21 protein-coding genes and 2 other annotated features are annotated in these 21,177 nt (G+C 42.7%); of the genes, 3 read left to right on the plus strand and 18 right to left on the minus strand.

Annotated features, from left to right (window positions below):
• Window positions 1-70 precede the first annotated feature (70 nt).
• The 7 genes from PGY05_RS12910 to PGY05_RS12940 form a co-directional block, all read right to left on the minus strand.
• Window positions 71-586 (minus strand): deoxyuridine 5'-triphosphate nucleotidohydrolase, encoded by a 516-nt coding sequence (locus PGY05_RS12910; protein ID WP_173687888.1) that lies wholly within the window; start codon window positions 584-586, stop codon window positions 71-73.
• A complete protein-coding gene (nrdG, locus tag PGY05_RS12915) occupies window positions 570-1,067 on the minus strand; it encodes an anaerobic ribonucleoside-triphosphate reductase activating protein (RefSeq protein WP_008374816.1) in 498 nt (165 codons plus the stop codon). Before nrdG ends, PGY05_RS12910 begins: the two co-directional genes overlap by 17 nt.
• Window positions 1,068-3,200, minus strand: coding sequence for an anaerobic ribonucleoside-triphosphate reductase (gene nrdD / locus PGY05_RS12920; RefSeq protein ID WP_195368174.1), 2,133 nt, complete (start codon window positions 3,198-3,200; stop codon window positions 1,068-1,070). It abuts the gene before it with no gap.
• A 340-nt stretch (window positions 3,201-3,540) separates the two neighbouring features.
• Entirely contained in the window at window positions 3,541-4,314 is a 774-nt protein-coding gene (locus PGY05_RS12925; protein ID WP_008374812.1) for an ABC transporter ATP-binding protein, read from the minus strand.
• Entirely contained in the window at window positions 4,301-5,188 is an 888-nt protein-coding gene (locus PGY05_RS12930; RefSeq protein ID WP_055158458.1) for an ABC transporter permease, read from the minus strand. The genes PGY05_RS12925 and PGY05_RS12930 overlap by 14 nt, the downstream gene beginning before the upstream one ends.
• Window positions 5,189-5,218: 30 nt before the next feature.
• The gene (locus tag PGY05_RS12935; RefSeq protein ID WP_022220543.1) at window positions 5,219-6,238 is read right to left on the minus strand and encodes an ABC transporter substrate-binding protein; all 1,020 of its coding nucleotides are present in this window, start codon (window positions 6,236-6,238) and stop codon (window positions 5,219-5,221) included.
• A 182-nt stretch (window positions 6,239-6,420) separates the two neighbouring features.
• Window positions 6,421-6,671, minus strand: a binding site (T-box leader).
• Between the two features lie 71 nt (window positions 6,672-6,742).
• Window positions 6,743-7,036 (minus strand): hypothetical protein, encoded by a 294-nt coding sequence (locus tag PGY05_RS12940; RefSeq protein ID WP_055297095.1) that lies wholly within the window; start codon window positions 7,034-7,036, stop codon window positions 6,743-6,745.
• A gap of 122 nt (window positions 7,037-7,158) precedes the next feature.
• On the opposite strand from PGY05_RS12940, the gene PGY05_RS12945 reads away from it, so the two are divergent.
• Window positions 7,159-7,506, plus strand: a complete 348-nt coding sequence (locus tag PGY05_RS12945; RefSeq protein WP_022220545.1) for a helix-turn-helix domain-containing protein — start codon at window positions 7,159-7,161, stop codon at window positions 7,504-7,506.
• 144 nt (window positions 7,507-7,650) lie between these two features.
• On the opposite strand, the gene PGY05_RS12950 is transcribed toward PGY05_RS12945, so the two are convergent.
• The 8 genes from PGY05_RS12950 to PGY05_RS12985 all read right to left on the minus strand — a co-directional run bounded on the left by PGY05_RS12950 (window position 7,651) and on the right by PGY05_RS12985 (window position 16,070).
• Window positions 7,651-8,523, minus strand: coding sequence for a bifunctional 5,10-methylenetetrahydrofolate dehydrogenase/5,10-methenyltetrahydrofolate cyclohydrolase (locus tag PGY05_RS12950; RefSeq protein WP_270476092.1), 873 nt, complete (start codon window positions 8,521-8,523; stop codon window positions 7,651-7,653).
• A 25-nt stretch (window positions 8,524-8,548) separates the two neighbouring features.
• A complete protein-coding gene (locus PGY05_RS12955; RefSeq protein ID WP_055246961.1) occupies window positions 8,549-9,178 on the minus strand; it encodes a cyclodeaminase/cyclohydrolase family protein in 630 nt (209 codons plus the stop codon).
• A 115-nt stretch (window positions 9,179-9,293) separates the two neighbouring features.
• Window positions 9,294-10,220 (minus strand): homoserine O-acetyltransferase MetA, encoded by a 927-nt coding sequence (metA, locus tag PGY05_RS12960; protein WP_008374805.1) that lies wholly within the window; start codon window positions 10,218-10,220, stop codon window positions 9,294-9,296.
• Between the two features lie 6 nt (window positions 10,221-10,226).
• Window positions 10,227-11,609, minus strand: coding sequence for an AI-2E family transporter (locus tag PGY05_RS12965; RefSeq protein ID WP_215633995.1), 1,383 nt, complete (start codon window positions 11,607-11,609; stop codon window positions 10,227-10,229).
• Window positions 11,610-11,768: 159 nt separating this feature from the next.
• A complete protein-coding gene (locus PGY05_RS12970) occupies window positions 11,769-12,089 on the minus strand; it encodes a DUF1540 domain-containing protein (RefSeq protein WP_022220546.1) in 321 nt (106 codons plus the stop codon).
• A 76-nt stretch (window positions 12,090-12,165) separates the two neighbouring features.
• The gene (gene thrS / locus PGY05_RS12975; protein ID WP_055157604.1) at window positions 12,166-14,097 is read right to left on the minus strand and encodes a threonine--tRNA ligase; all 1,932 of its coding nucleotides are present in this window, start codon (window positions 14,095-14,097) and stop codon (window positions 12,166-12,168) included.
• Window positions 14,098-14,134: 37 nt separating this feature from the next.
• Window positions 14,135-14,998: an aldo/keto reductase gene (locus tag PGY05_RS12980; RefSeq protein ID WP_008374798.1), complete on the minus strand. Its 864-nt coding sequence runs from the start codon at window positions 14,996-14,998 to the stop codon at window positions 14,135-14,137.
• Window positions 14,999-15,280: 282 nt separating this feature from the next.
• Window positions 15,281-15,490 (minus strand) — a binding site (T-box leader).
• A 70-nt stretch (window positions 15,491-15,560) separates the two neighbouring features.
• Complete coding sequence (locus PGY05_RS12985) at window positions 15,561-16,070, minus strand: SEC-C metal-binding domain-containing protein (RefSeq protein ID WP_022220547.1); 510 nt, start codon at window positions 16,068-16,070, stop codon at window positions 15,561-15,563.
• A gap of 136 nt (window positions 16,071-16,206) precedes the next feature.
• Here PGY05_RS12985 and PGY05_RS12990 point away from each other — a divergent pair, with 136 nt between their 5' ends.
• Window positions 16,207-16,428, plus strand: coding sequence for a hypothetical protein (locus PGY05_RS12990; RefSeq protein WP_055260855.1), 222 nt, complete (start codon window positions 16,207-16,209; stop codon window positions 16,426-16,428).
• A 4-nt stretch (window positions 16,429-16,432) separates the two neighbouring features.
• Here the strand turns inward: PGY05_RS12990 and PGY05_RS12995 are convergent, their stop codons facing one another.
• The gene (locus PGY05_RS12995) at window positions 16,433-16,591 is read right to left on the minus strand and encodes a hypothetical protein (protein WP_008374787.1); all 159 of its coding nucleotides are present in this window, start codon (window positions 16,589-16,591) and stop codon (window positions 16,433-16,435) included.
• Between the two features lie 282 nt (window positions 16,592-16,873).
• Between PGY05_RS12995 and asnA the strand changes: the two genes are divergently transcribed.
• Window positions 16,874-17,884, plus strand: a complete 1,011-nt coding sequence (gene asnA, locus PGY05_RS13000; protein WP_008374783.1) for an aspartate--ammonia ligase — start codon at window positions 16,874-16,876, stop codon at window positions 17,882-17,884.
• 86 nt (window positions 17,885-17,970) lie between these two features.
• On the opposite strand, the gene PGY05_RS13005 is transcribed toward asnA, so the two are convergent.
• On the minus strand, window positions 17,971-19,254 hold the full coding sequence (locus PGY05_RS13005; RefSeq protein WP_055157598.1) for an adenylosuccinate synthase: 1,284 nt from the start codon (window positions 19,252-19,254) through the stop codon (window positions 17,971-17,973).
• Window positions 19,255-19,473: 219 nt separating this feature from the next.
• A complete protein-coding gene (gene cls / locus PGY05_RS13010; RefSeq protein ID WP_172676493.1) occupies window positions 19,474-21,060 on the minus strand; it encodes a cardiolipin synthase in 1,587 nt (528 codons plus the stop codon).
• Window positions 21,061-21,177 lie beyond the last annotated feature (117 nt).

Raw genomic sequence — 21,177 nt, forward strand, 5'->3', positions numbered from 1 at the left:
GAATTGAACACTATTTTTTTAATCCCGGTCGCCAACACAACCTATATTTTAACGCCTCTTTTTTACAACCCTACTTCGTCGTACTTCCAAATCCCCCGTTTCTGACTGCTGTCGCATCGTCATCCACAGTAATTCCATACTCAACAAAAATCCCCTGCATAAAGCCTGTCCCTTTTCCAAGCTCTACCGTTTTATTCTCATTGGTATCATTCGTCAGTTTCGCAAAGATATGACCTTCATTATCAGAATAGAAATAATCGCTGTCAATAATTCCTACCGTATTATTCAGCTGCAGACGGAACTTGAATCCAAGTCCGCTTCTCGGGTAGCATTTGAGTACCCAGTTTTCTTCCATTTCCACACGGATCCCTGTCGGGATCTTGATCGTCTTTCCCGGCTCGATCACAAAATCATCCGGTGCATAGAAATCATATCCTGCACTTCCTGCCGTTGCACGCTTCGGCAGTTTGACTTCTTCATATAAAGCCTTGATCTGATCCTCTGTATACTGCTCACCAAAAGTATCCTTCCATCCTTCCATAAACTGTTCCAGACTTACTTTGTGAAATTTAGCAATTCTCTTCATGTAATACAATTTCTCCTTTTCCTAATGTCTCCGGTACGTTAATAACCATCTGGTTCGCGCTGCCTTTCCAGTGCAGATCCAGTTCTTTCTTCTCAACCTCGAATTCTCCGTCCACCAGAACGTCCAGATAATTTACAATATCCATATTCTTGATATCTTTCCATTCATAACCGGTGTAAAGCCAGATCGTCTTTGACGGAAATTTTTCTTTAATCTCTTTTGCCAGCATCATGACCTCATAGGCATTTGCCGAATGCAGCGGGTCGCCTCCACTGAATGTGATCCCACTGATATAATCCTTCTCCAGTTCTTCAAAAATCTCTGCCTTCGCCTTTTCATCGAAGAAAAGCCCACCATTCGGATCCCAGGTCACCGGATTGTGGCATTCCTTACAGCAATGGTCACATCCTGCGACCCAGAGGACAACCCGCAGACCATCCCCGTTGAGCATATCATCTTTTGTTATATTATGGTAACGCATTTACATACTTTTCCTTTCCGCAATTTCTGCCATCTTGGCATCATTGAGTCTGGTATCTCCCTTGACTCTCGAATAAGACAGATATCCGTTCATACGGTCAATCTTCGTCAGATTCTTGCTTCCACATACCGGACACACATCCATAGACAGCTCTTCATGACCACAGTCATCACAGTAGGCAAGTGACAGATTAATGCCCTCATAAAATCCCATATCCATTGCACGGCGTACCAGTGATTTGATAGCCTCTTTATTATAATTGATCGGGTATTTTACATACTGGATCTTTCCACCGTTACACAGATCCCAGAAACGGTTTTCCAGATCCTGCTTTTCGATCGGTGTAATATCCTCGGTTACATGACAGTGAAAACTGTTGCTCACATACGCCCTGTCCGATACATTTTCCACGATTCCATATTTCTTACGGAACTGCTGTACCTGCACACCACACAGATTCTCAGCCGGTGTTCCGTAAATCGCATACAGATAGCCGTCTTCTTTTTTAAATTCATTGACCTTCATGTTGATATATTCCATGGTCTTGATGGCAAATGCTCCATCCTCTACCAAGGACTTTTTATTATAAAGCTGCTGGAATTCATTGAGCGCCGTAATTCCAAAGGAAGCGGTTGCCGATTTCAGCACCGGTTTAATCTTGTCATGGATCTTCAGATGTCCGCCATAGAAACCACCCTCACAGTAGGCAAGCGGATTCGTAGAAGCACGCAGCTCTCCGAGGTATTCGTAAGTACGGATATGAAGCTTCCGAATCAGTTCCAGGTAATAATCCAGTACCTCAAAGAAATCCCGGTTCTCCTGTCTGGATTTGGCAAGGATCATCGGAAGATGGAGACTGACCGCACCGATGTTGAACCTTCCGACAAATACCGGCTCATCCTTTTCGTCCACCGGATTCATACCGCCTCTTTCATACCATGGAGATAAAAATGCACGGCATCCCATCGGACTGATGACCTTTCCGTAGCGCTTGTAAATACTCGGCACATAGCCTTTTCCGGTAAGGCTGAGCCAGTCCGGATACATAGTCTTTCTGGAGCACTCAATTCCGGCTTCAAAAAGATCTTCTCCCGGCTTTCCAGGTCCATGTAAATTTTCATCATAAAGGAACACGATTTTCGGGAAAAGTACCGGTTTTTTATGTCCCGGCTTTCCCTGTCCTCCTGCTCTTACTTCCAGCATCGTCTTTGTGACAAGCTTTCCATATTCGCTGATATCGGTTCCGCTGGTCATGGTAATAAATGGATAGTCTCCACGGCTTGAGGATACGGAGTTGAACTTATACTCCCATCCCTGGAATCCCTGCTCCATCTCTTTTTCCAGATCCTTCCAGGCAATCTCCTGTGCTACTTCTTCCGAAAGTCCAAGGCTTCTGTATTTGTTCAGATGATTTTCATGGGAACGCTTCGCATAAGGCTCCAGGATCTCATCTACGCTCGGCACGGTAAATCCTCCGTACTGCTGGCTTGCCGCACTCAGTACGATATCTCCGATCACATCAAATGCCGTATCCAGTGTCTTTGGCTCATTGTACCACAGATTTCCCATCTCAAATCCACCGGTCAGTACGCTTTTCACATCAAAGAGACAACAATTCATCGTATCTCTTCGGGCTGACATATCATGGATATAAATATATCCCTCCCGGATTGCCTGTAATTCTTCCACCGTCAGGAAAAATTTCTTATATAATTCTTTGTTCAGCTCATTGAAGATCAGGCTTCGCTTGGTCGATACCAGTGCACTGTCTGTATTACTGTTCTCTTTGTCCCCGATATACATGATCGACTGGCTTTTCTTATAAACCTCGTCAAGCATCTGCACAAAATCCTGCTTGTAATTCCGATAGTCCCGGTAACTTTTTGCCACGATCGGATTCACTTTCTCAAGCGCTCCCTCTACAATATTGTGCATTTCCGGAATCTGAATCTCATGCACTCCGAGTTCTTCTACCTTTTCTTCTACAAAATGACAGATAAAATCAATATCTTTCTGTGAAAATTTGATCAGTGCACGATATGCAGACTTATTGACTGCCACAACGACTTTTTGCACGTTAAATTCTTCTTTTGTCCCATCTTTTTTTACAACTTTCACATTGTTTAAGCTCATCTTCTTCTCCTTTCTGATAACTACAATATATTGTATTCTATTTAAAATGCATACTATATCTTGACCGTTTTCCTCTATTTTAGCACTATCACAGAGAGAGCGTCAATCTGTGAAAATAACCAATTTTCCGGCAGCCAGACAACCAAATCTTCTACAGGCATATTCCTGAAAATCCATTGACATTTTATACCGGACAGGCTTATCCTTCTGTATTCAGACAATAGCCTTTCATTTTGAAAATCCTCGAATAATTTTTCCAAAACCTTTGGAAATACAAAAAGAGATAAGCCGAAACTGTTTCCTTTTCTGCTTATCTCTTTAATTCATAATCTTGTATTTTTTAGTTTCCACACTCAATACTGATCTCATTGAACATCGTCAGGATTTCATCGATCGAGGTATCCTCTTTATCTTTTCCTGCCTTATCCATCACACAATGTCCCTGATGCATCATGATCAGACGATTACCGTATTCTACTGCATAGCGGAGATTGTGTGTGACCATAACCGTTGTCAGATTTTTTTCTTTTACAATCTTATCGGTCAGCTCCATGATCAGTTCTGCTGTCTTTGGATCCAGCGCAGCAGTATGCTCATCCAGGATCAAAAACTCGATTGGTGTCATCGTAGACATCAGCAGTGCCATCGCCTGGCGCTGTCCTCCGGAAAGTGATCCGACTTTGACATGAAGCTTATCTTCCAGTCCAAGACCAAGCTGGGCGAGCTGTTCTCTGTAATAATCAATACGTGCCTTATTCGTTCCCCGTCCAAGTCCGTAGAACCTTCCTTTATTGTCCGCAAGAGACATATTTTCCAAGATCGTCATGGACGGACAGGTTCCCATAGATGGATTCTGATACACGCGTCCGATCTTCTGGTTTCTCTTGTATTCTTTTACCCTTGTGATATCTTTTCCATCGATCAGGATCTGTCCGGATTCTACCGGAATACTTCCGCAGATGATATTCAGCATCGAAGTTTTACCGGAACCGTTACTTCCTACTACAGATACAAATTCGCCCTGATTGATCGTCAGATTGAAGTCCTCAAAAAGACACATCTCATTGACTGTACCCGGATTATAATATTTGTGGATATTTCTAAGCTCCAGCATTCTTCTTCACCTTCTTCTTTCTCTCCATACTAAGCACCAGAATTACCAGGAATAAAACGGCTGTGATCAGCTTCATATCCTGCGGTTCGAAGTTCTTCAGCGCGATTGCCACACAGGCCTTGTAAATGATAGAACCGATCAGTACAGCTGTCGTTGTTTTTACAAAACTGATTTTTTTGAAAATACTGGTTCCGATGATAACACTTGCAAGACCGATTACCATCGCCCCTGTACCACTGGAAATTTCAAATACACGTTCTTCCTGGCAGAAAATACATCCCGCAAGCGAACACAGCCCGTTTGCGATCGCAAGTCCCAGGATTTTCACATTTCCTTCATCCTTTGCCATTGCAGTTACCAGTTTATCGTTATCTCCGACTGCGCGGAGCAGGTATCCGGACTTGGTATTCAGGTAAAGGTCGAGAATGATTTTCACAATTAACGCAATGATCAGAATGATGAGCAATGTAGAGTAAGCGGAAAATCCTGACGGAAGCAGCTTATCCAGTGTATCATTTTTAAAGATTGTCTTCTGGGAAAACAACGGTACATTGGCTGTTCCTGCCACACGAAGGTTGATCGTCCAGAGCGCTGTCATCATAATGATACCTGAAAGCAGATCTCTTACCTTGCATTTGACATGGATCAGTCCGGTACAGATACCGGCTGCCACACCTGCTGCAAATGCAGCCGGAAGTGTCAGATACGGGTTCGCTCCTTTTGTGATCATAAGCGCCGTTACGGCAGCTCCTAATGGAAAGCTGCCATCTACGGTCAGATCTGGAAAATCCAGAATTTTGTATGTTATATAAATTCCCAATGCAAGGATTCCGTAAATCAGTCCCTGCTCCAAAATCGATACTGCAAAGCTCATTGCATTGCTCCTCACTTTTCTAATTCAAATTTAGTTTTCGCTGATAGAATCGTATGTCTCTACTGCGCTGTTTTTCAGATCGTCTTCCACTGTGATTCCAAGATTTTCTGCTACTTTTGTATTCAGGTAAAGTCCTGCTTCTGTGATCGTCTCAAATGGCATTTCAGATGCTTTCTTTTCTCCTTTGAGAACCTTTGCTGCCATCTTACCTGTCTGTTTGCCAAGTGCTACATAATCAAGGCCTTCTGCTGCCAGGCATCCAAGCTTCACCTGTTCGATCTCACTTCCGAATACCGGGATATTTGCTGCATTTGCCTTATCCAGAATGGTTGCAAGTGAGCTTACTACCGTGTTATCTGTCAGGTTGCTGATGCAGTCTACCTGTGACAGAAGATCGTCTGTTGCAAGTGCGATTTCTGATGTATTTGTAATTCCCTTTTCTACAAGTTCAAATCCATAGTCACCGACTTTTTCTTTGTATTCAGCAATTGCAGATACGCTGTTTGCCTCACTTGTTGTATAGAGGATACCAATCTTCTTTGCATCCGGAAGAAGTTCACGGATCATTTTCAGCTGTGCTTCAATCGGAAGTTTATCACTGGTTCCTGTGACTTCTCCAACCGGGTTTCCTTTATCATCTGCAAGCTCTGCTGCTTTCGGATCTGTAACTGCAGTATAGATAACCGAAATATCCGTATCCATCGCAGCATTGTATGCTGTCTGTGCACTTGGTGTTGCGATTCCGCAGATCAGATCTACTTTATCGGATACAAAGCTGCTTGCGATCTGTGATGCAGTTCCCATATCTGCTGCCGAGTTCTTGTATTCAACATTCAGATTCTTTCCTTCCTCGATACCTTCTTCTTTCAGTCCCTCTAAAAATCCTTCACGGCAGTTATCTAAAGATCCGTGCTCTGCAAACTGGGAAATACCGATTGTATAGCTCTTTTCTCCATCTGCTGTCTTGGAATCTGACTTGCTTCCACATCCTGCCATCATTGTTACTGCCATTGCCATTGTTAATAATACTGCGATTGTTCTCTTTTTCATAATTTTGTTCTCCTCTTCTTGATAAATAATTTTCTTTGTTAGCTTTCAAGAGAAGGTGTTTCTTGATTCCGCGCCGTACCACAACAGGAATACATATGTAACATCCTGCCGGAGACTTTTTATTTCATAGGAAGTTCCTTCGGAATTTCCTATGAAATAAAAAACGCCTCAATCCTTCTACGGATTGAGGCGACTAATATCTTCTACTAACGCGGTACCACTCAACTTTAACAGTTTCCTGTCCTCTTTTATGTACTAACATACATCCCTTATTGATAACGGGTTTGGTTCCCGACAAACCATACTCTCAATTATCTGATTTCAGGCTGCCCTCGAAAGTCCATTCAATTATCAACTCCATACAGCAATCCCACCGCCTGCTGCTCTCTGTGATATCGTTCGATAACCTACTCCTCTTTCTCAACGGTTTTACAATTTATGGTTAATATATTACCTCTTTATTCTCTATTTGTCAACCTGGTTTTTGGAATTTTTCAGATTTTTCTACTCCATTTCCACAGCTCCCTGAAAAATATCCTGATAACATACCCCGTAATTATCTAAAATCAGCGAAAAAATCTTACGGTTCTTTTCATATTCCATCCCCAGCTCAAGATAAGCCTTAAGATGCAATAATGCCCCCAGAAGATAGACTCTGTCGTCTTCTGTTTTATAAAATTCATACAAACGGTAAATACTGATTATGAGGAGTTCTTCTTTATCCACTCCAAGTCTTTCACATTCATTCACCGCAAGCTTTATCGCCTCAATATCTGTTCTGTACGATTCCCAATCCATTTCTCTCCCCCCTTTTTTTAATCATATCCTATCACGGCGTTTTTGTAAAGTTAACTTGCATATAATATCATTCTTTTTTCAAATTGAAATGCTACACTACTTTTATGAAGGAGAGATACAGCATGGAAAAGAATTTCGGTACACGCGTTCGGCAGGCACGTCACAAAGCCGGTCTTACACAGGCAGCACTAGCAGAAAAACTAAATCTTGATGAGACAACGATAAGCCGGATTGAAAATGGCAGCCAGGCAACATCCTTTGCAACCATGCTTAATTTTTCAGAAGCATTAGATGTCAAATTTGATTATCTGATCTGTGACTACCTGGATGATTCAATTCATTCAAAGGATCCGATCAATGCCGAGATCCTGGATATGATCACACCGCTTCCTGATAATTATAAACGATTGATCCGTGATAATATCCGACAGTTGTTAGAAAAGATTCCACCAGAGATGGGCGAAAAATAAATGTAGTCTATGCCACCACGGAGGAGAAAAAAATCCTATAGATTCAAGTTGAATCTATAGGATTTTTTCTCTTCCGGGGCGCTCTGGATTACCGGCTGTAACTGTTCTTCGCCCATTTGTATTGTGTTCGACAGAGAGGCGGTGTTACCCTCTGCGTTGTCCGGGTTCGTTCTGACCTGTACGGGCGGCACGCAGCACGTGAGAGGCGAGTACAGAGGTTGTGACGTTTCCTACTCCTCCCGGAACCGGTGTGATATGGGATACTTTTTCCCAGACATTTTCGTAGTCCACATCTCCACAGAGGGTTCCATCTTCCAGTACGTTGATTCCGACATCCGCTACCACCGCTCCTTCGGCGATCATATCGGCGGTGATATGGTTTGCCCGTCCGATCGCAGCTACTATTATCTCTGCTTCGCGACATCTGTCCGCCAGATCTTTTGTGCGTGAATGGCAGATAGTTACAGTTGCATTCTGTCCAAGCATCAGCATGGAAAGCGGTTTTCCAACAACCATGCTTCTTCCGATGACGGTCACTCTTTTCCCCTGGAGTTCAATTCCATAGTGATTCATAATGTGCATCACTGCCTCAGAAGTACAAGGCGCATAAGCAGTTCTGTCACCTTCGAATATTTTTGCAAGATTTACAGGACTCATTCCATCCATATCCTTTGCCGGGTCGATCATCTGTCTGATCTTCTCTACATCGAGCTGCTCCGGAAGCGGCTGGAACAAAAGGATCCCGTGAACCTCCGGATCTTTATTGATCTTACAGAAAGCATCCTCAAATTCTTCCTGTGAAATATCTTCTGGCAGTTCTGCAATGCGGCACTCGATTCCGATCATTTCCATTCTCTTTTTTGCTCCACGTTCGTAGGCAAGATCATTTTCTTTCGCCCCTACCCGAATGATCGTAAGGCATGGATTTACTCCCGCCGCATTCAACTCTTCTCTTTCTCTGATCAGCTTTTCTTTCATGGCTTTTGCCACTTCAGCCCCTCGCATCTGTATGCTCATGTCTTCCTCCTGTCTGTCTTATCTGTTATGGTCTGATACCCTTAAGTACAGCATCATAAGTTGTCTCTTTCAGTTCTTTGCCTGTCGCAATCAGTTGATCAGCCAGATAATTCAGTCTTTCAGCTTCTTCCTGATCCTTCATCATCTTTGTATTGATAAAAATATTAAGAGAAGCTCCTTCAAGGGCTGCCTGTGCAAAGAGGATTGCAACTCCTGCATCGCTGACAGCAAGCCTGCTTCCTTTTTCCCCCAGCACCCGGATCATCTCCATAGTATCTACAATTGTTTTCATGATACACAGTGGTGCTTCTGCCGCATTTTTAAGTGCGGCCTCCATAACTTTTTCCTTCTCTGCTTGTTCTTCCTCTGTCTCTTTTGGCATTCTGTAAGCCTTTGCCAGTGGTTCAAAAGCCTCGGCATCTTCATCTACCATCCGGACCAGATCCTGCTTCTTCTGCTCAAGTTTTTCTCTTATCTCTAGAATTTCTTCTTCAACATCCGCATATTTCTTTTTTCCGACAGTCAGATTTGTAACCATAAGTCCCAAAGCTGATGCGAACGCTCCGACTGCTGCCGATGCACCGCCACCTCCCGGAATCGGTGCTGACGATGAGAGCTGTTCCAAAAAATCAGTTGTTTTCTGCTCCAATAACATATTTTTCCTCCCGCTTATTTTTGCTTTCCTATTATAGCAAAGGATTTCTCTTCTGAAACATAGTACTTTCTGATATGCCTTTCAGGATATCGGTATATGAAATTCTATCTGAATCCTAATGAAAATCCGGTGTCCCCACCATATCATACGGGGTTGCCTGATAAACATAGTAATTCAGCCAGTTTGCATACATACAGTTACCATGTGCTCTCCATGTAAGAAGTGGCTTCTGTGTGCTGTCATTGTCTGGATAATAATTCTCCGGCATTTCAATCGGAAGTCCTTTGCTCAGATCCCGCTTATACTCCTGATCCAGTGTCACTCGGTCGTACTCCGGATGTCCCATCACAAAAATCTGTCTTCCATTCTGTGCCATGATAAGGTATGCTCCTGCCTTTTCCGACTCTGCCAGAATCATCAGTCTCTCATCTGCACGGATCTTCTCAATTGGCACATCTGTATGTCTCGAATGCGGTGCATAAAATACATCATCAAATCCACGTACCAGAGGAATCTTACGGTTCATAACCTTATGTTCAAAGATACCGAAAAGCTTTTTGTCCAGCTGTACTTTATTAATCCCATAATGATAATAAAGTGCTGCCTGTGCTCCCCAGCAGAGATGGATCGTTGAAGTAACATGCGTCTTTGTCCACTCCATGATCTCTACAAGTTCTTCCCAGTAATCCACCTCTTCAAAAGGCATCTGCTCTACCGGTGCTCCGGTTATGATAAATCCGTCAAATTTCTGATCTTTTACATTTTCAAAATTCTCATAAAACCGGTTCAGGTGATTCGCTGAAGTATTCTTTGAAACATGATTTTTCACTGCCAAAAACACAATGTCAACCTGCAGCGGTGTATTGGAAAGGGAGCGCAGAAGCTGAAGTTCTGTATCCTCTTTCAGTGGCATAAGATTCAGAAGTCCGATCTTGATCGGACGGATGTCCTGATGAACCGCACGGTTCTCATCCATTACAAATATATTTTCTTTTTCCAGTATTTCTTTTACCGGAAGGTCATTCTGTACACGAATTGGCATTTCTGCTTACTTCCTCTCTTTTTTATTTTCCCCGTTTTTTACCGCTGTATCATTTTCTTCCGGATTTTCTCTGACAAATCTTCCGCTATCATCCACATAACTCTTTTCCCCATACTCCGAAGTCTGAAGCGGAAGCTTTTTCTTCTCCAGCAAATGATTGATCAGCATTGTAATAATATAATAAACTACTGCAAATGTAGGCACGCCCATGATCATTCCTACAAATCCAAACAGACCGCCTCCGAGCAGGATTGAAAATACAACCCAGAATGCAGATAATCCGGTCGAATTGCCCAAAATCTTCGGTCCGATCACATTTCCATCAAGCTGCTGCAGCACAAGAATGAAGATCAGGAAATACAAGCCCTTGATCGGATCATTCAGCAAAATCAGAACGGCACTCGGAATAGCACCGATATACGGTCCGAAGAAAGGAATGACATTGGTCACACCAACGATTACACTGATCAAAAGTATGTACGGCATCTTCAGGAGCGTAAGTCCAAAGAAGCAAAGCACTCCGATAATCATAGAATCAATGATCTTTCCAATAATAAATCCACCGAAAATCTCATTGCTTTTCTTTGTCAGATGCAGGATCATATTGGCATGATCTGTACGGAACACTGCATAGACGATCTTTTTACTCTGTGCGGAAAATGTTTCCTTACTGAACAGAATATAGACTGATACAATAAGACCAATCAGAAAATTCAGGATCTCACTGACAAAATTGATGATCCCAACCGTCAGGTTTGACATCACTTCATTAACCTTGGTTAAAAGATCCTGTTTGATCCAGTTCTGTAATGCATCCGATCCCTTTTCTAACAGGTTACGTGCCATGACTCCGGCAGGACTGGTATCTTTCTGGATACTTATGATCTTCGTAACCATATCACTGATCTGTCCCGGCAGAGTCTGAACCATGTCACGGATACTTTTATAAAGTTCCGGAATCAGCATATTGCACAGTGCCAGGATCAAAGCAAGCAGCATAACCAGCGCTGCAAAAACACCGACACTACGCGAAACCTTCTTTGCCTTTTCCTGAGACATTTTCTTTTTTAATTGTGGAATCAGCCACCGGTCAATCTGCTTTACGATCGGATTCAGCAAATATGCGATCACCATTCCGTATAGGATCGGCTTTAACACATCAATTACTTTACTGACACCTACTGATATATCATCTATTCGGAGTAACAGAAAATAAAAGATCACACAAGCCGCAATAACAAGGAAAAAGGTAATCCCCTTCCTGAAATGCAGCAAAATCTTTGACGGCCCTCTGTTACCAAATTCCGGACGCTTTTCATAATACGCTGCCGATTTCTTCTTTTCCGGCTTCCCCGAAACCCCTTTCTCTACATTGTCTTTTTTTTCCATTTAATTTCCCTGTCTTTCTTCAAAAGTCCGATTTTTATTATACCTTCTTTCTAACACCCCCGTCAACCTCCCCAACCATCCTTTTCGCACCTTTTCTCTCATTCCTTGCACACAAACAAACAGGTGCAGGAGAAACTCTCCCACACCCATCACTTTCATCTACGCACATCCACAACTGAAAGTTGCACATTCCGTCTCATCACAGCTGCATGCCTTGCTGCCCTCCACACTGATCTTTCCTGCATGGCACTGGCATTCCTTATTGTACTGGCACTCCGTGGCCTTGCAGTCGATCTTGCTTGTCGGACCCGCCTCACCAGTCACATTACTGTAGGTGCCGCTTTTTCTTTCTTCAAAGCTGTCACAGCTTGTCTCTGCAGCTTTCCGTGCAGATTTTCCTCCCACCGTAATTGCGTTCAGATCACAATAAAAATCTTTGTTGTGCATACATGTCTGTACTGTACATTTTAATTCAGGCATAATGTTACCTCCTTTTTGAAAATCAGTATCATTATGCCCGAAAGTTTTATTTCTTATTCAGATTTTATTTAAAACTCTATTTATCGTCTTCTTTTTTTACTTCCCTTGCTGTTTTGGCCTGGATCTCCATCTTGATTGCTGCAAGGAAGTCCGTCAGTGACTTCTGTCCTTCATCCCCTTCAAAACGGCTTCTTACAGATACCAGTCCGTCCTCTTCTTCTTTTGCTCCGACAACCAGCATATACGGGATCTTCTTCATCTGTGCTTCACGTATCTTGTATCCGATCTTCTCTGCACGTGTATCAATTTCTGCACGAACACCTGAATTGTTCAGTTCATCCAGAACCTTCTGTGCATAATCCATATATTTGTCTGAAATCGGAAGCACCTTAACCTGTACCGGTGCAAGCCATGTCGGGAATGCCCCTGCAAAATGCTCGATCAGGATACCGATAAATCTTTCGATCGATCCGAAGATTACACGGTGAATCATGATCGGACGATGTTTCTCACCATCTGCTCCTGTGTATTCAAGGTTAAATCTGAGCGGAAGCTGGAAATCAAGCTGGATGGTTCCACACTGCCATGTTCTTCCGATAGAATCTTCCAGATGGAAGTCGATCTTCGGTCCGTAGAACGCTCCATCTCCTTCATTTACTACATATGGAAGTCCCAGATCGTCCAATGCGCCACGAAGGGCTTCAGTAGCCATATCCCAATCTTCATCACTTCCCATGCTGTCCTCCGGTCTTGTAGAAAGCTCCACATGGTATTTAAATCCAAACAGGCTGTAAACTTCATTGATCAGTTTTACAACGCCTTTGATCTCATCACGTACCTGCTCTGGTGTCATGAAGATATGTGCATCATCCTGTGTAAAGCATCTTACACGCATCAGTCCATGAAGCTGTCCTGATTTTTCATGACGGTGAACCAGTCCGAGTTCTCCCATACGAAGCGGAAGGTCACGGTATGAACGTGGTTCAGATTCATATACAAGAATTCCTCCCGGGCAGTTCATTGGTTTGATAGCGAAATCTTCATCATCGATCACAGTTGTATACATATTGTCTTTGTAGTGATCCCAATGTCCTGATGTTTCCCAGAGATGGCGGCTCAACATAATCGGTGTTGAAATTTCAACATAGCCGGCTTTTTTGTGGATCTCTCTCCAGTAATCAAGCAGCTGGTTCTTCAGTTCCATTCCTTTTGGAAGGAAGAATGGAAATCCCGGTCCTTCTTCTCTCATCATGAAAAGTCCAAGTTCTTTTCCAAGTTTTCTATGGTCACGCTTCTTTGCTTCTTCCATCATATGCAGATATTCTTCAAGCTCTGCTTTCTTCGGATAGGAAGTACCATAAACTCTCTGAAGCATCTTATTCTTTTCACTTCCGCGCCAGTAAGCTCCTGCAAGGCTTGTAAGTTTGAATGCTTTTACCGGTTTTGTGCTCATCAGGTGAGGTCCTGCACAAAGATCTGTAAATTCTCCCTGTGAATAGAAGCTGATTACGGAATCTTCCGGAAGGTCTTCGATCAGTTCCACTTTATATGGTTCATCTTTTTCTTTAAAATATGCGATTGCTTCCGCTCTTGGCATTGTATACTGTTTAATTGGAAGATCTTCTTTAACGATTTTCTTCATCTCAGCTTCGATCTTTTCCAGGTCTTCTGCTACAAGCGGAGTCTCACGGTCAATATCATAATAGAATCCGTCTTCAATTGAAGGTCCGATCGCAAGTTTTGTATCCGGATACAGTCTCTTGATTGCCTGTGCCATAATGTGAGATGTTGTGTGACGGAATGCACCTTTTCCTTTTTCATCATTGAATGTAAGAATGTTCAGCTCACAGTCTTTGTCGATCACAGTTCTTAAATCAACAACTTCTCCGTCAACTTCTCCTGCTGTTGCAACCCTTGCAAGTCCTTCACTGATATCTTTTGCAATATCAATTACAGACATGCTCTGTGCATATTCTTTGCTTGATCCGTCTTTTAATGTGATTTTCATAGTCTTTTTGTTCCTCTCTTTATTTTATAATTTCTGATTATACAACATTTTTCTGTGCAAGCTCCGGATCCGGATGTTCTCCTGACCATCCTGCCTGTGGCATAGTTGCCAGTCTCGATACATCCTCTTCGCTGATCTCAAAATGGAACAGATCCATATTCTGTTTCATCCGCTCCATCGAAGATGATTTTGGAAGCGGAATGATATCATTCTGAAGCAGGAATCTCAGACACAGCTGCGCCGGTGAAACCTGATACTTTCCGGCAAGTTCAAGGATCAGTCCATCTTCCAGAATCCGCCGTCTTCCGATCGGGCTCCATGCCTGCATCTGAATACCATGCTCTTTACAATACTGCACAGCAGCCTGCTGCATATAACCCGGATGCAGTTCCAGCTGGTTGACAACTGGTTTTACTGTTCCATTCTCCAGAATGTTCTTAATATGGTGCGGAAGAAAATTGCTGAGTCCAAGTCCCCGGATTTTTCCTTCTTTCTGAAGTTCTTCCATCGCCCTCCAGGTCTCAAGATCCAGTTCTTTCCAGTTCTCACAGTCAGCCGACGGTCTTGGCCAGTGGATCAGATAGATGTCCAGATAATCGGTACCAAGTCTTTTCAGACTCTTTTCTAATGCATCCTTTGTCTGCTGATATCCCATTTCATCTTTCCACATCTTGGATACAAGGAAAAAATCCTCTCTTGGAAGATTGCTTTCACGGATCGCCTGCCCTAAAAAATCTTCGGTCTGATAAAAGGATGCAGTATCAAAATAGCGATATCCCGCTTCTATGGCAGTCTTTAAAACCTCTACGTTATTCCCTTCTGCTGCTTTGTAAGTTCCAAAACCAACGCATGGGATTTTCATATCATTGTTCAGCTTGAAACAATCGTAAATACTTTCCATTAGATCATCCTTTCTGTAAAAGCTACTGTCTGTAATTCAAGACCGCATATTGCACAAAAGAATTTCATCCAATTCCATTGCGCAAGGGCATTCCGATGAACCTCTTAGAACGAAAATCGTGTTCAGCAATGGCTTCCACGATTTTTGAGTTTCATCTCCATTGCGCAAAAAGTGAATTGGCTGAATTTCTTTTGTGCAATATGCTCCTTCAAATTTTCTAGTACATCTTTTCCAGACAACTTAACTTTTAAAATAAAAAACCTCTGCAACAGATTATCTGCTGCAGAGGACGAGTCACTTTGTATACCCGCGGTTCCACCCCGCTTGTCCTGATTTCCAGGACCTCTTTGTGGATGATAACGGTATCCAGCCGGACTGTTTTACAGCCGCTCGGAGGTGGTCTTCAAACGCTTCTGTAATAAGAGGCTCTCAGCCTAAGACCTCTCTCTCTGGGATTTTTCTGCGTTCTACTCTTCTCTTCATCGCATTTGCTAACATTATACCATGGGATTTTCATTTGTCAACACGTTCAAAAAAATGTATTGAAAATTTCTATCAGAACTTATTTGTTCTTACCACAGCATTTTTTATATTTTTTACCGCTTCCGCACGGACATGGATCGTTTGGATAAACTTTCTTTTCTACGTGGATTGTACGTGCGTTTTTCTGTTCTTTGTAAAGGACTTTTTTCTTTTCTTCTGTAAAAATCTTATCCCACTGTGGCAGTTCATACAGCCAGTCAGCTTTTGCATCTACCATGTTCTTGTAAAGCAGTTCTTTATCAAAAGCAAGACTTACCTCAGTGTCCTCATCCATTGTTTCAATTGGATTAGCCACTTTCAGGCTGTCATTGATTCCATCAAGGAATCCTGTCATTGTAAATACATTAATGCCATATTTTTCAGCAAGTTCCTTTACAGTTCCTTTTACTTCTTCGTCCGGATTCTCAAGCAGCTTTTCATAGATCTCTTTTTCAGTCTGGAAATAGGTTCCCCAGAACTTCTGCAGAGAAGCTTTATCCATCTCTTTCGAGTAAGCGGTATCTCTCCACTGTTCTAATAATGTACTCATACTGTAAATTCTCCTTTTTGTTCTTTATCACTTCATATATCATACAGCATTTTTCGACTGTTTGCAAAACATTTTCTTGTAGAAATTGTTTTTTATCTATATAATAGAGATAAAGTACAGTACGAAGGTGGTTGTTATGAAAAAAATCAAGCGTTTTGCGGCTCTTATCTGTGCAATTCTTCTGTTCCTGATGTACGTCAGCACTCTGGTATTTGCATTTATCGACAAATCCAGATCATTAGGACTTCTGAAAGCATCTGTTGCCTGCACGATTCTTGTGCCGGTTATGAGTTACGCCTACATCCTGGTTTATCGTCTGATCCACAGGAATGATGACGACTTTCACAGTGAATATTAACATCTCATACATAAAGCTCTGCCATCATCCAGGCAGGGCTTTTCTCTTCGCCGAATCTGCCACCGAATCGTTTTTTCTCCTGTTCTCTGATCTTCTGTCTCTTATTTAAATATTCTTCCATGGAAATGACTTCCTGTGTGCTGATATTCTTCTCTTTCTGCATATCTTGTTACCTCCTGTCTACAGTTTTTTCGTCTGTCTGCCTTCTGGTATAAGCCTCATCCGGCATTTCCCCGACATCTTTAATATATGTTCTTATTTTCTGATTTATGACTTTTTCTTTTTTATGATGAATGTTTTATTTTAAGAGTATAGCCGTGTTCTGTGACCTTACTATGGAGATTCTCTAAAAAAATCATAAGTTGTTTCTTAAGAAAATATGATTGACAACACCACGTCAATTCACTAAACTAGACATAGTGAGTAGTAAGAAAGGAAGAACATCATGAACAATTTGCAGATACCGGAGAATTACCATTCTCCACTTACGATCCGCGAGACTGAAGTGGCAATCAAAGAAGTAAAAGACCACTTTGAACGCGCACTTGCCAAATCTCTGCATCTGACGCGTGTATCCGCTCCTCTTTTCGTCCGCCCGGAATCCGGACTGAACGATAACCTGAACGGAGTAGAACGCCCGGTTGCATTTGGCATCAAAGAACAGGAAGACCGCGAAGTTGAGATCGTCCACTCTCTTGCAAAATGGAAACGTTACGCCTTAAAGCGCTACGGCTTTCATTCAGGAGAAGGACTTTATACTGATATGAGCGCTATCCGCCGAGATGAAGATACTGACAACATCCATTCCATCTATGTTGACCAGTGGGACTGGGAAAAAGTAATTTCCAAAGAAGAACGCAACATGGAGACACTGGAATACACTGTAGGAAAAGTATACAGTGCACTTAAAGAAACCGAAGCCTACATGGCACGCCGTTACAATTATATTGAAGAATTCCTTCCGGATGAAATCAGCTTCATCACATCCCAGGAACTGGAAACCATGTATCCGGACAAGACACCAAAGGAACGTGAATACCACTTTGCCAAAGCCAAAGGTGCCGTATTCATCAAACAGATCGGTAAGACCCTTGCCTCCGGACAGCGTCATGACGGACGTGCACCGGACTACGATGACTGGGAACTGAACGGTGATATCATCGTCTACTATCCGGTACTCGATATCGCACTGGAGCTTTCTTCCATGGGTATCCGTGTCGATGAAGATGCACTCCGCCGTCAGTTAAAGGAAGCCGGCTGCGAAGAACGCGCCGAGATGGATTTCCAGAAAGCATTACTGAACGGAAAACTTCCGTACACAGTCGGAGGCGGAATCGGACAGTCCCGAATCTGTATGTTCTATCTCCGCAAAGCCCACATCGGAGAAGTCCAGTCCTCCATCTGGCCGGACGACGTCCTCGAAGAAGCCGCATCCCGCGGAGTGTACTTACTGTAATACATAACCAACCATTATCACAATTTGATAATTTACCATAAAAATGAGGCAGGACTTAAAAAAGCCCTGCCCCTTTTTTTATATTCCTATTTATTTCTGAAGATGATATCATGTCTTCCCGGTCCATTAGAAACCATTGTGATCGGATATCCGATTTCTTTTTCGATAAACTCAATGTAGTTTCTGCAGTTCTCCGGAAGATCTTCGTATTTCTTGATTCCTCTGATGTCGCATTTCCATCCCGGAAGTGTCTTGAATACTGGTTTTGCTTTCTCAAGAAGATGTGTTGTCGGGAATTCTGTTGTAACTTCTCCGTCAATCTCGTATCCTACACATACCGGAATTTCATCCAGGTATCCAAGTACATCAACAACAGTAAATGCTACATCTGTAGCTCCCTGCATACGGCATCCATATTTGGATGCTACACAGTCAAACCATCCCATACGTCTCGGGCGACCGGTTGTTGCGCCGAATTCCCCGCCGTCTCCACCGCGTCTTCTAAGTTCATCTGCTTCTTCGCCAAAAATCTCACTTACAAAGGCACCTGCTCCTACTGCACTTGAGTATGCTTTACATACTGTAACGATCTGTTTGATCTCATACGGCGGGATTCCAGCACCGATCGCACCATAAGCTGCCAGTGTAGAAGAAGAAGTTACCATTGGGTAAATTCCATGATCCGGATCCTTTAATGTTCCAAGCTGTCCTTCAAGAAGGATTTCTTTTCCTTCCTTGAGGGCTTCGTCAAGATACAGAGAAACGTTACATACATACGGTGCTACCATTTCTTTGTATTCCATCAGTTCGTTATATAAATCATCAGGATTGATTAACGGTTTGTGATAAAGGTGTTCCAGCATAACATTCTTCTGCTCTGCTACACGGTTTACCTTTTCTCTAAGTTCAGCTTCGTCTTCAAAAAGCTCGCTGATCTGGAAACCGATCTTTGCATACTTGTCTGAATAGAACGGTGCAATACCAGACTTTGTAGATCCGAACGACTTTCCGCCCAGTCTCTCTTCCTCATATGCATCAAAATTCTTGTGATAAGACATCACCATCTGTGCACGGTCTGACACCAGAATCTTCGGCATCGGAACATCTCTGTCAATGATTGACTGGATTTCCTTGAAAAGAACCGGGATATCTACAGCGACACCATTGCCGATGATACTGGTTGTATGTCCGTAGAAAACTCCTGACGGTAATGTATGAAGAGCGAATTTGCCGTAATCATTGATAATTGTATGTCCGGCATTTGCTCCACCCTGGAAACGAATGATAATATCTGCTTTTTCGGCAAGCATATCTGTGATCTTACCTTTTCCTTCGTCTCCCCAGTTCGCACCTACTACTGCTTTAACCATAATAAATCCTCCTGCGTGTTCTTGGCTATCTGTGAAATATCTCCACAGTGTCATCCCTCTTTTCATCGGGATAACTCCTACTTATAAATATAATCAATGTCCCTTATAAAGACACCGATTGAATTATACTACATTTCAAATAAAAAGTACACTCTTATTTTCAGCTACTTCCCGAAAATTCCGCATTTTTCTTGATTTTACTGCTCTCTGAGTGTTTTCCTACATCAGCGGTGCCACAATTCTTAAAACCTGACCATATATTTTCACAAAAGTGCTCCGGTTTCTGACCTCCGTCATCGTCACCTTCTGGCATTTTGCAAGGGTCTCCTGGAAATCTTTTTCAATATCACGCACCACCGGATTGCGGTAAATGAAAACACCGCATTCAAAATGCAGATAAAGACTACGGTAATCCAGATTGATACTGCCTACTGTCGCCGTATCATCGTCTGAAGTAAATACTTTCGCATGGACAAATCCAGGCGTATATTCATAGATCTCTACCCCGCCTGCGATCAGTTCCTCATAATAAGTCTTCGCAAGATAAAATGCATACGGCTTATCCGGAATATGTGGCATAATAATCTGCACTTCTATTCCACCTTTTGCAGCTCTTGTCAGCGCATCAATCATCTCATTGTCCAGGATCAGATACGGTGTCATAATATGCACATACTTCTTGGCATGATTCAGGATGTGGAAATACACTTCTTCTCCTACATTCTCATGGTCAAACGGACTGTCTCCATATGGGATGATGTAACCGTCTTTGCGGCTGAACCCCGGCTGCTTTTCTGTCAGATACTTTGCATAATCCTCCGGCTGTCTCTCCGTAATATTCCACATCTGCAGGAACATCATGGTAAAACTCTGCACGGCATCGCCTTCGATTTTGATCGCTGTATCTTTCCAGTGTCCGAACCGGACTTTCTTGTTGATATATTCATCTGCCAGATTGACACCTCCGGTAAATGCAACCTTTCCGTCAACCACACAGATTTTCCGGTGATCCCGGTTATTCTGGCTGGTAGAAAGGATGGGTACGATCGGTCCAAATTCCTTGCACTGGATTCCATATTCCCTGAGCTGCTTCGGATACTCATACGGCAAAAGGCTGATACTGCAGGTTCCGTCATACATCAGGCGTACTTCCACGCCCTCTTTCACCTTTTTACGCAGGACCTCCAGGACAGTGTCCCACACATATCCTTCTCCGATAATAAAATATTCCATGAAAATAAATTTTTCTGCCTTATTCAATTCCTCGATCAGAATCGGAAATTTGTCATCTCCCAGTGGAAAATACTGTGCCTGTGAGTTCCCATAAGTCGGAAATCCCACCTGGTTATAAAGAAAATGTGACAGATTGGCATTCGCAACCCTTCCACCTTTCATCGCATGGACGACATATTCATTCTGCTGCATATAAGGTTCAGTCTCCACTCGAAGCTTCTCCAGTCTGGCACCCAGATATTTGGTTCCGATCCCTGCTTTTGTAAACAGATAAAATCCAACTCCAACCACCGGGACAAGGAACACAAACAGGATCCACGTCATCTTAAACGCCGGATTCCCTTTTTCATTAAAAATATAAATCGCTGTAATAAAGGAGAGAAGGGACATCACTCCGTTCATATAGGTACTGTAATTTCCCAGATATGTAAAAGTGAGGACCATAATACCAATCTGAAGAAGGATTAGTAAAAGAATAATTGCAGTATGGCTGTACACTGCACCAAATAATTTGTTCTTGGCACGTTCTTTGACTGTCTTACTGGTATCATGGTATTTTGTAATTTCTCTCATGCGCGGTCTTCCTCTCTTTAGATACTATTGTATATCGTAACACAATTTTTATTCTTTCACAACATTCCAGCTGCTTATAATCGTACAACACTTCCTTATTTTTGTTGTTTTTCTGGT

The organism is Coprococcus sp. AF51-11b1, from assembly GCF_027682785.1.
GTDB classification, from domain to species: domain Bacteria; phylum Bacillota; class Clostridia; order Lachnospirales; family Lachnospiraceae; genus Allocoprococcus; species Allocoprococcus comes.

Bases quoted from the DNA above. Each gene is read 5' to 3' on its own strand.
- PGY05_RS12910 (WP_173687888.1), bottom strand. From the start codon at position 586: ATGAAGAGAATTGCTAAATTTCACAAAGTAAGTCTGGAACAGTTTATG.
- nrdG (WP_008374816.1), bottom strand. From the start codon at position 1,067: ATGCGTTACCATAATATAACAAAAGATGATATGCTCAACGGGGATGGT.
- nrdD (WP_195368174.1), bottom strand. From the start codon at position 3,200: ATGAGCTTAAACAATGTGAAAGTTGTAAAAAAAGATGGGACAAAAGAA.
- PGY05_RS12925 (WP_008374812.1), bottom strand. From the start codon at position 4,314: ATGCTGGAGCTTAGAAATATCCACAAATATTATAATCCGGGTACAGTC.
- PGY05_RS12930 (WP_055158458.1), bottom strand. From the start codon at position 5,188: ATGAGCTTTGCAGTATCGATTTTGGAGCAGGGACTGATTTACGGAATC.
- PGY05_RS12935 (WP_022220543.1), bottom strand. From the start codon at position 6,238: ATGAAAAAGAGAACAATCGCAGTATTATTAACAATGGCAATGGCAGTA.
- PGY05_RS12940 (WP_055297095.1), bottom strand. From the start codon at position 7,036: ATGGATTGGGAATCGTACAGAACAGATATTGAGGCGATAAAGCTTGCG.
- PGY05_RS12945 (WP_022220545.1), top strand. From the start codon at position 7,159: ATGGAAAAGAATTTCGGTACACGCGTTCGGCAGGCACGTCACAAAGCC.
- PGY05_RS12950 (WP_270476092.1), bottom strand. From the start codon at position 8,523: ATGAGCATACAGATGCGAGGGGCTGAAGTGGCAAAAGCCATGAAAGAA.
- PGY05_RS12955 (WP_055246961.1), bottom strand. From the start codon at position 9,178: ATGTTATTGGAGCAGAAAACAACTGATTTTTTGGAACAGCTCTCATCG.
- metA (WP_008374805.1), bottom strand. From the start codon at position 10,220: ATGCCAATTCGTGTACAGAATGACCTTCCGGTAAAAGAAATACTGGAA.
- PGY05_RS12965 (WP_215633995.1), bottom strand. From the start codon at position 11,609: ATGGAAAAAAAAGACAATGTAGAGAAAGGGGTTTCGGGGAAGCCGGAA.
- PGY05_RS12970 (WP_022220546.1), bottom strand. From the start codon at position 12,089: ATGCCTGAATTAAAATGTACAGTACAGACATGTATGCACAACAAAGAT.
- thrS (WP_055157604.1), bottom strand. From the start codon at position 14,097: ATGAAAATCACATTAAAAGACGGATCAAGCAAAGAATATGCACAGAGC.
- PGY05_RS12980 (WP_008374798.1), bottom strand. From the start codon at position 14,998: ATGGAAAGTATTTACGATTGTTTCAAGCTGAACAATGATATGAAAATC.
- PGY05_RS12985 (WP_022220547.1), bottom strand. From the start codon at position 16,070: ATGAGTACATTATTAGAACAGTGGAGAGATACCGCTTACTCGAAAGAG.
- PGY05_RS12990 (WP_055260855.1), top strand. From the start codon at position 16,207: ATGAAAAAAATCAAGCGTTTTGCGGCTCTTATCTGTGCAATTCTTCTG.
- PGY05_RS12995 (WP_008374787.1), bottom strand. From the start codon at position 16,591: ATGCAGAAAGAGAAGAATATCAGCACACAGGAAGTCATTTCCATGGAA.
- asnA (WP_008374783.1), top strand. From the start codon at position 16,874: ATGAACAATTTGCAGATACCGGAGAATTACCATTCTCCACTTACGATC.
- PGY05_RS13005 (WP_055157598.1), bottom strand. From the start codon at position 19,254: ATGGTTAAAGCAGTAGTAGGTGCGAACTGGGGAGACGAAGGAAAAGGT.
- cls (WP_172676493.1), bottom strand. From the start codon at position 21,060: ATGAGAGAAATTACAAAATACCATGATACCAGTAAGACAGTCAAAGAA.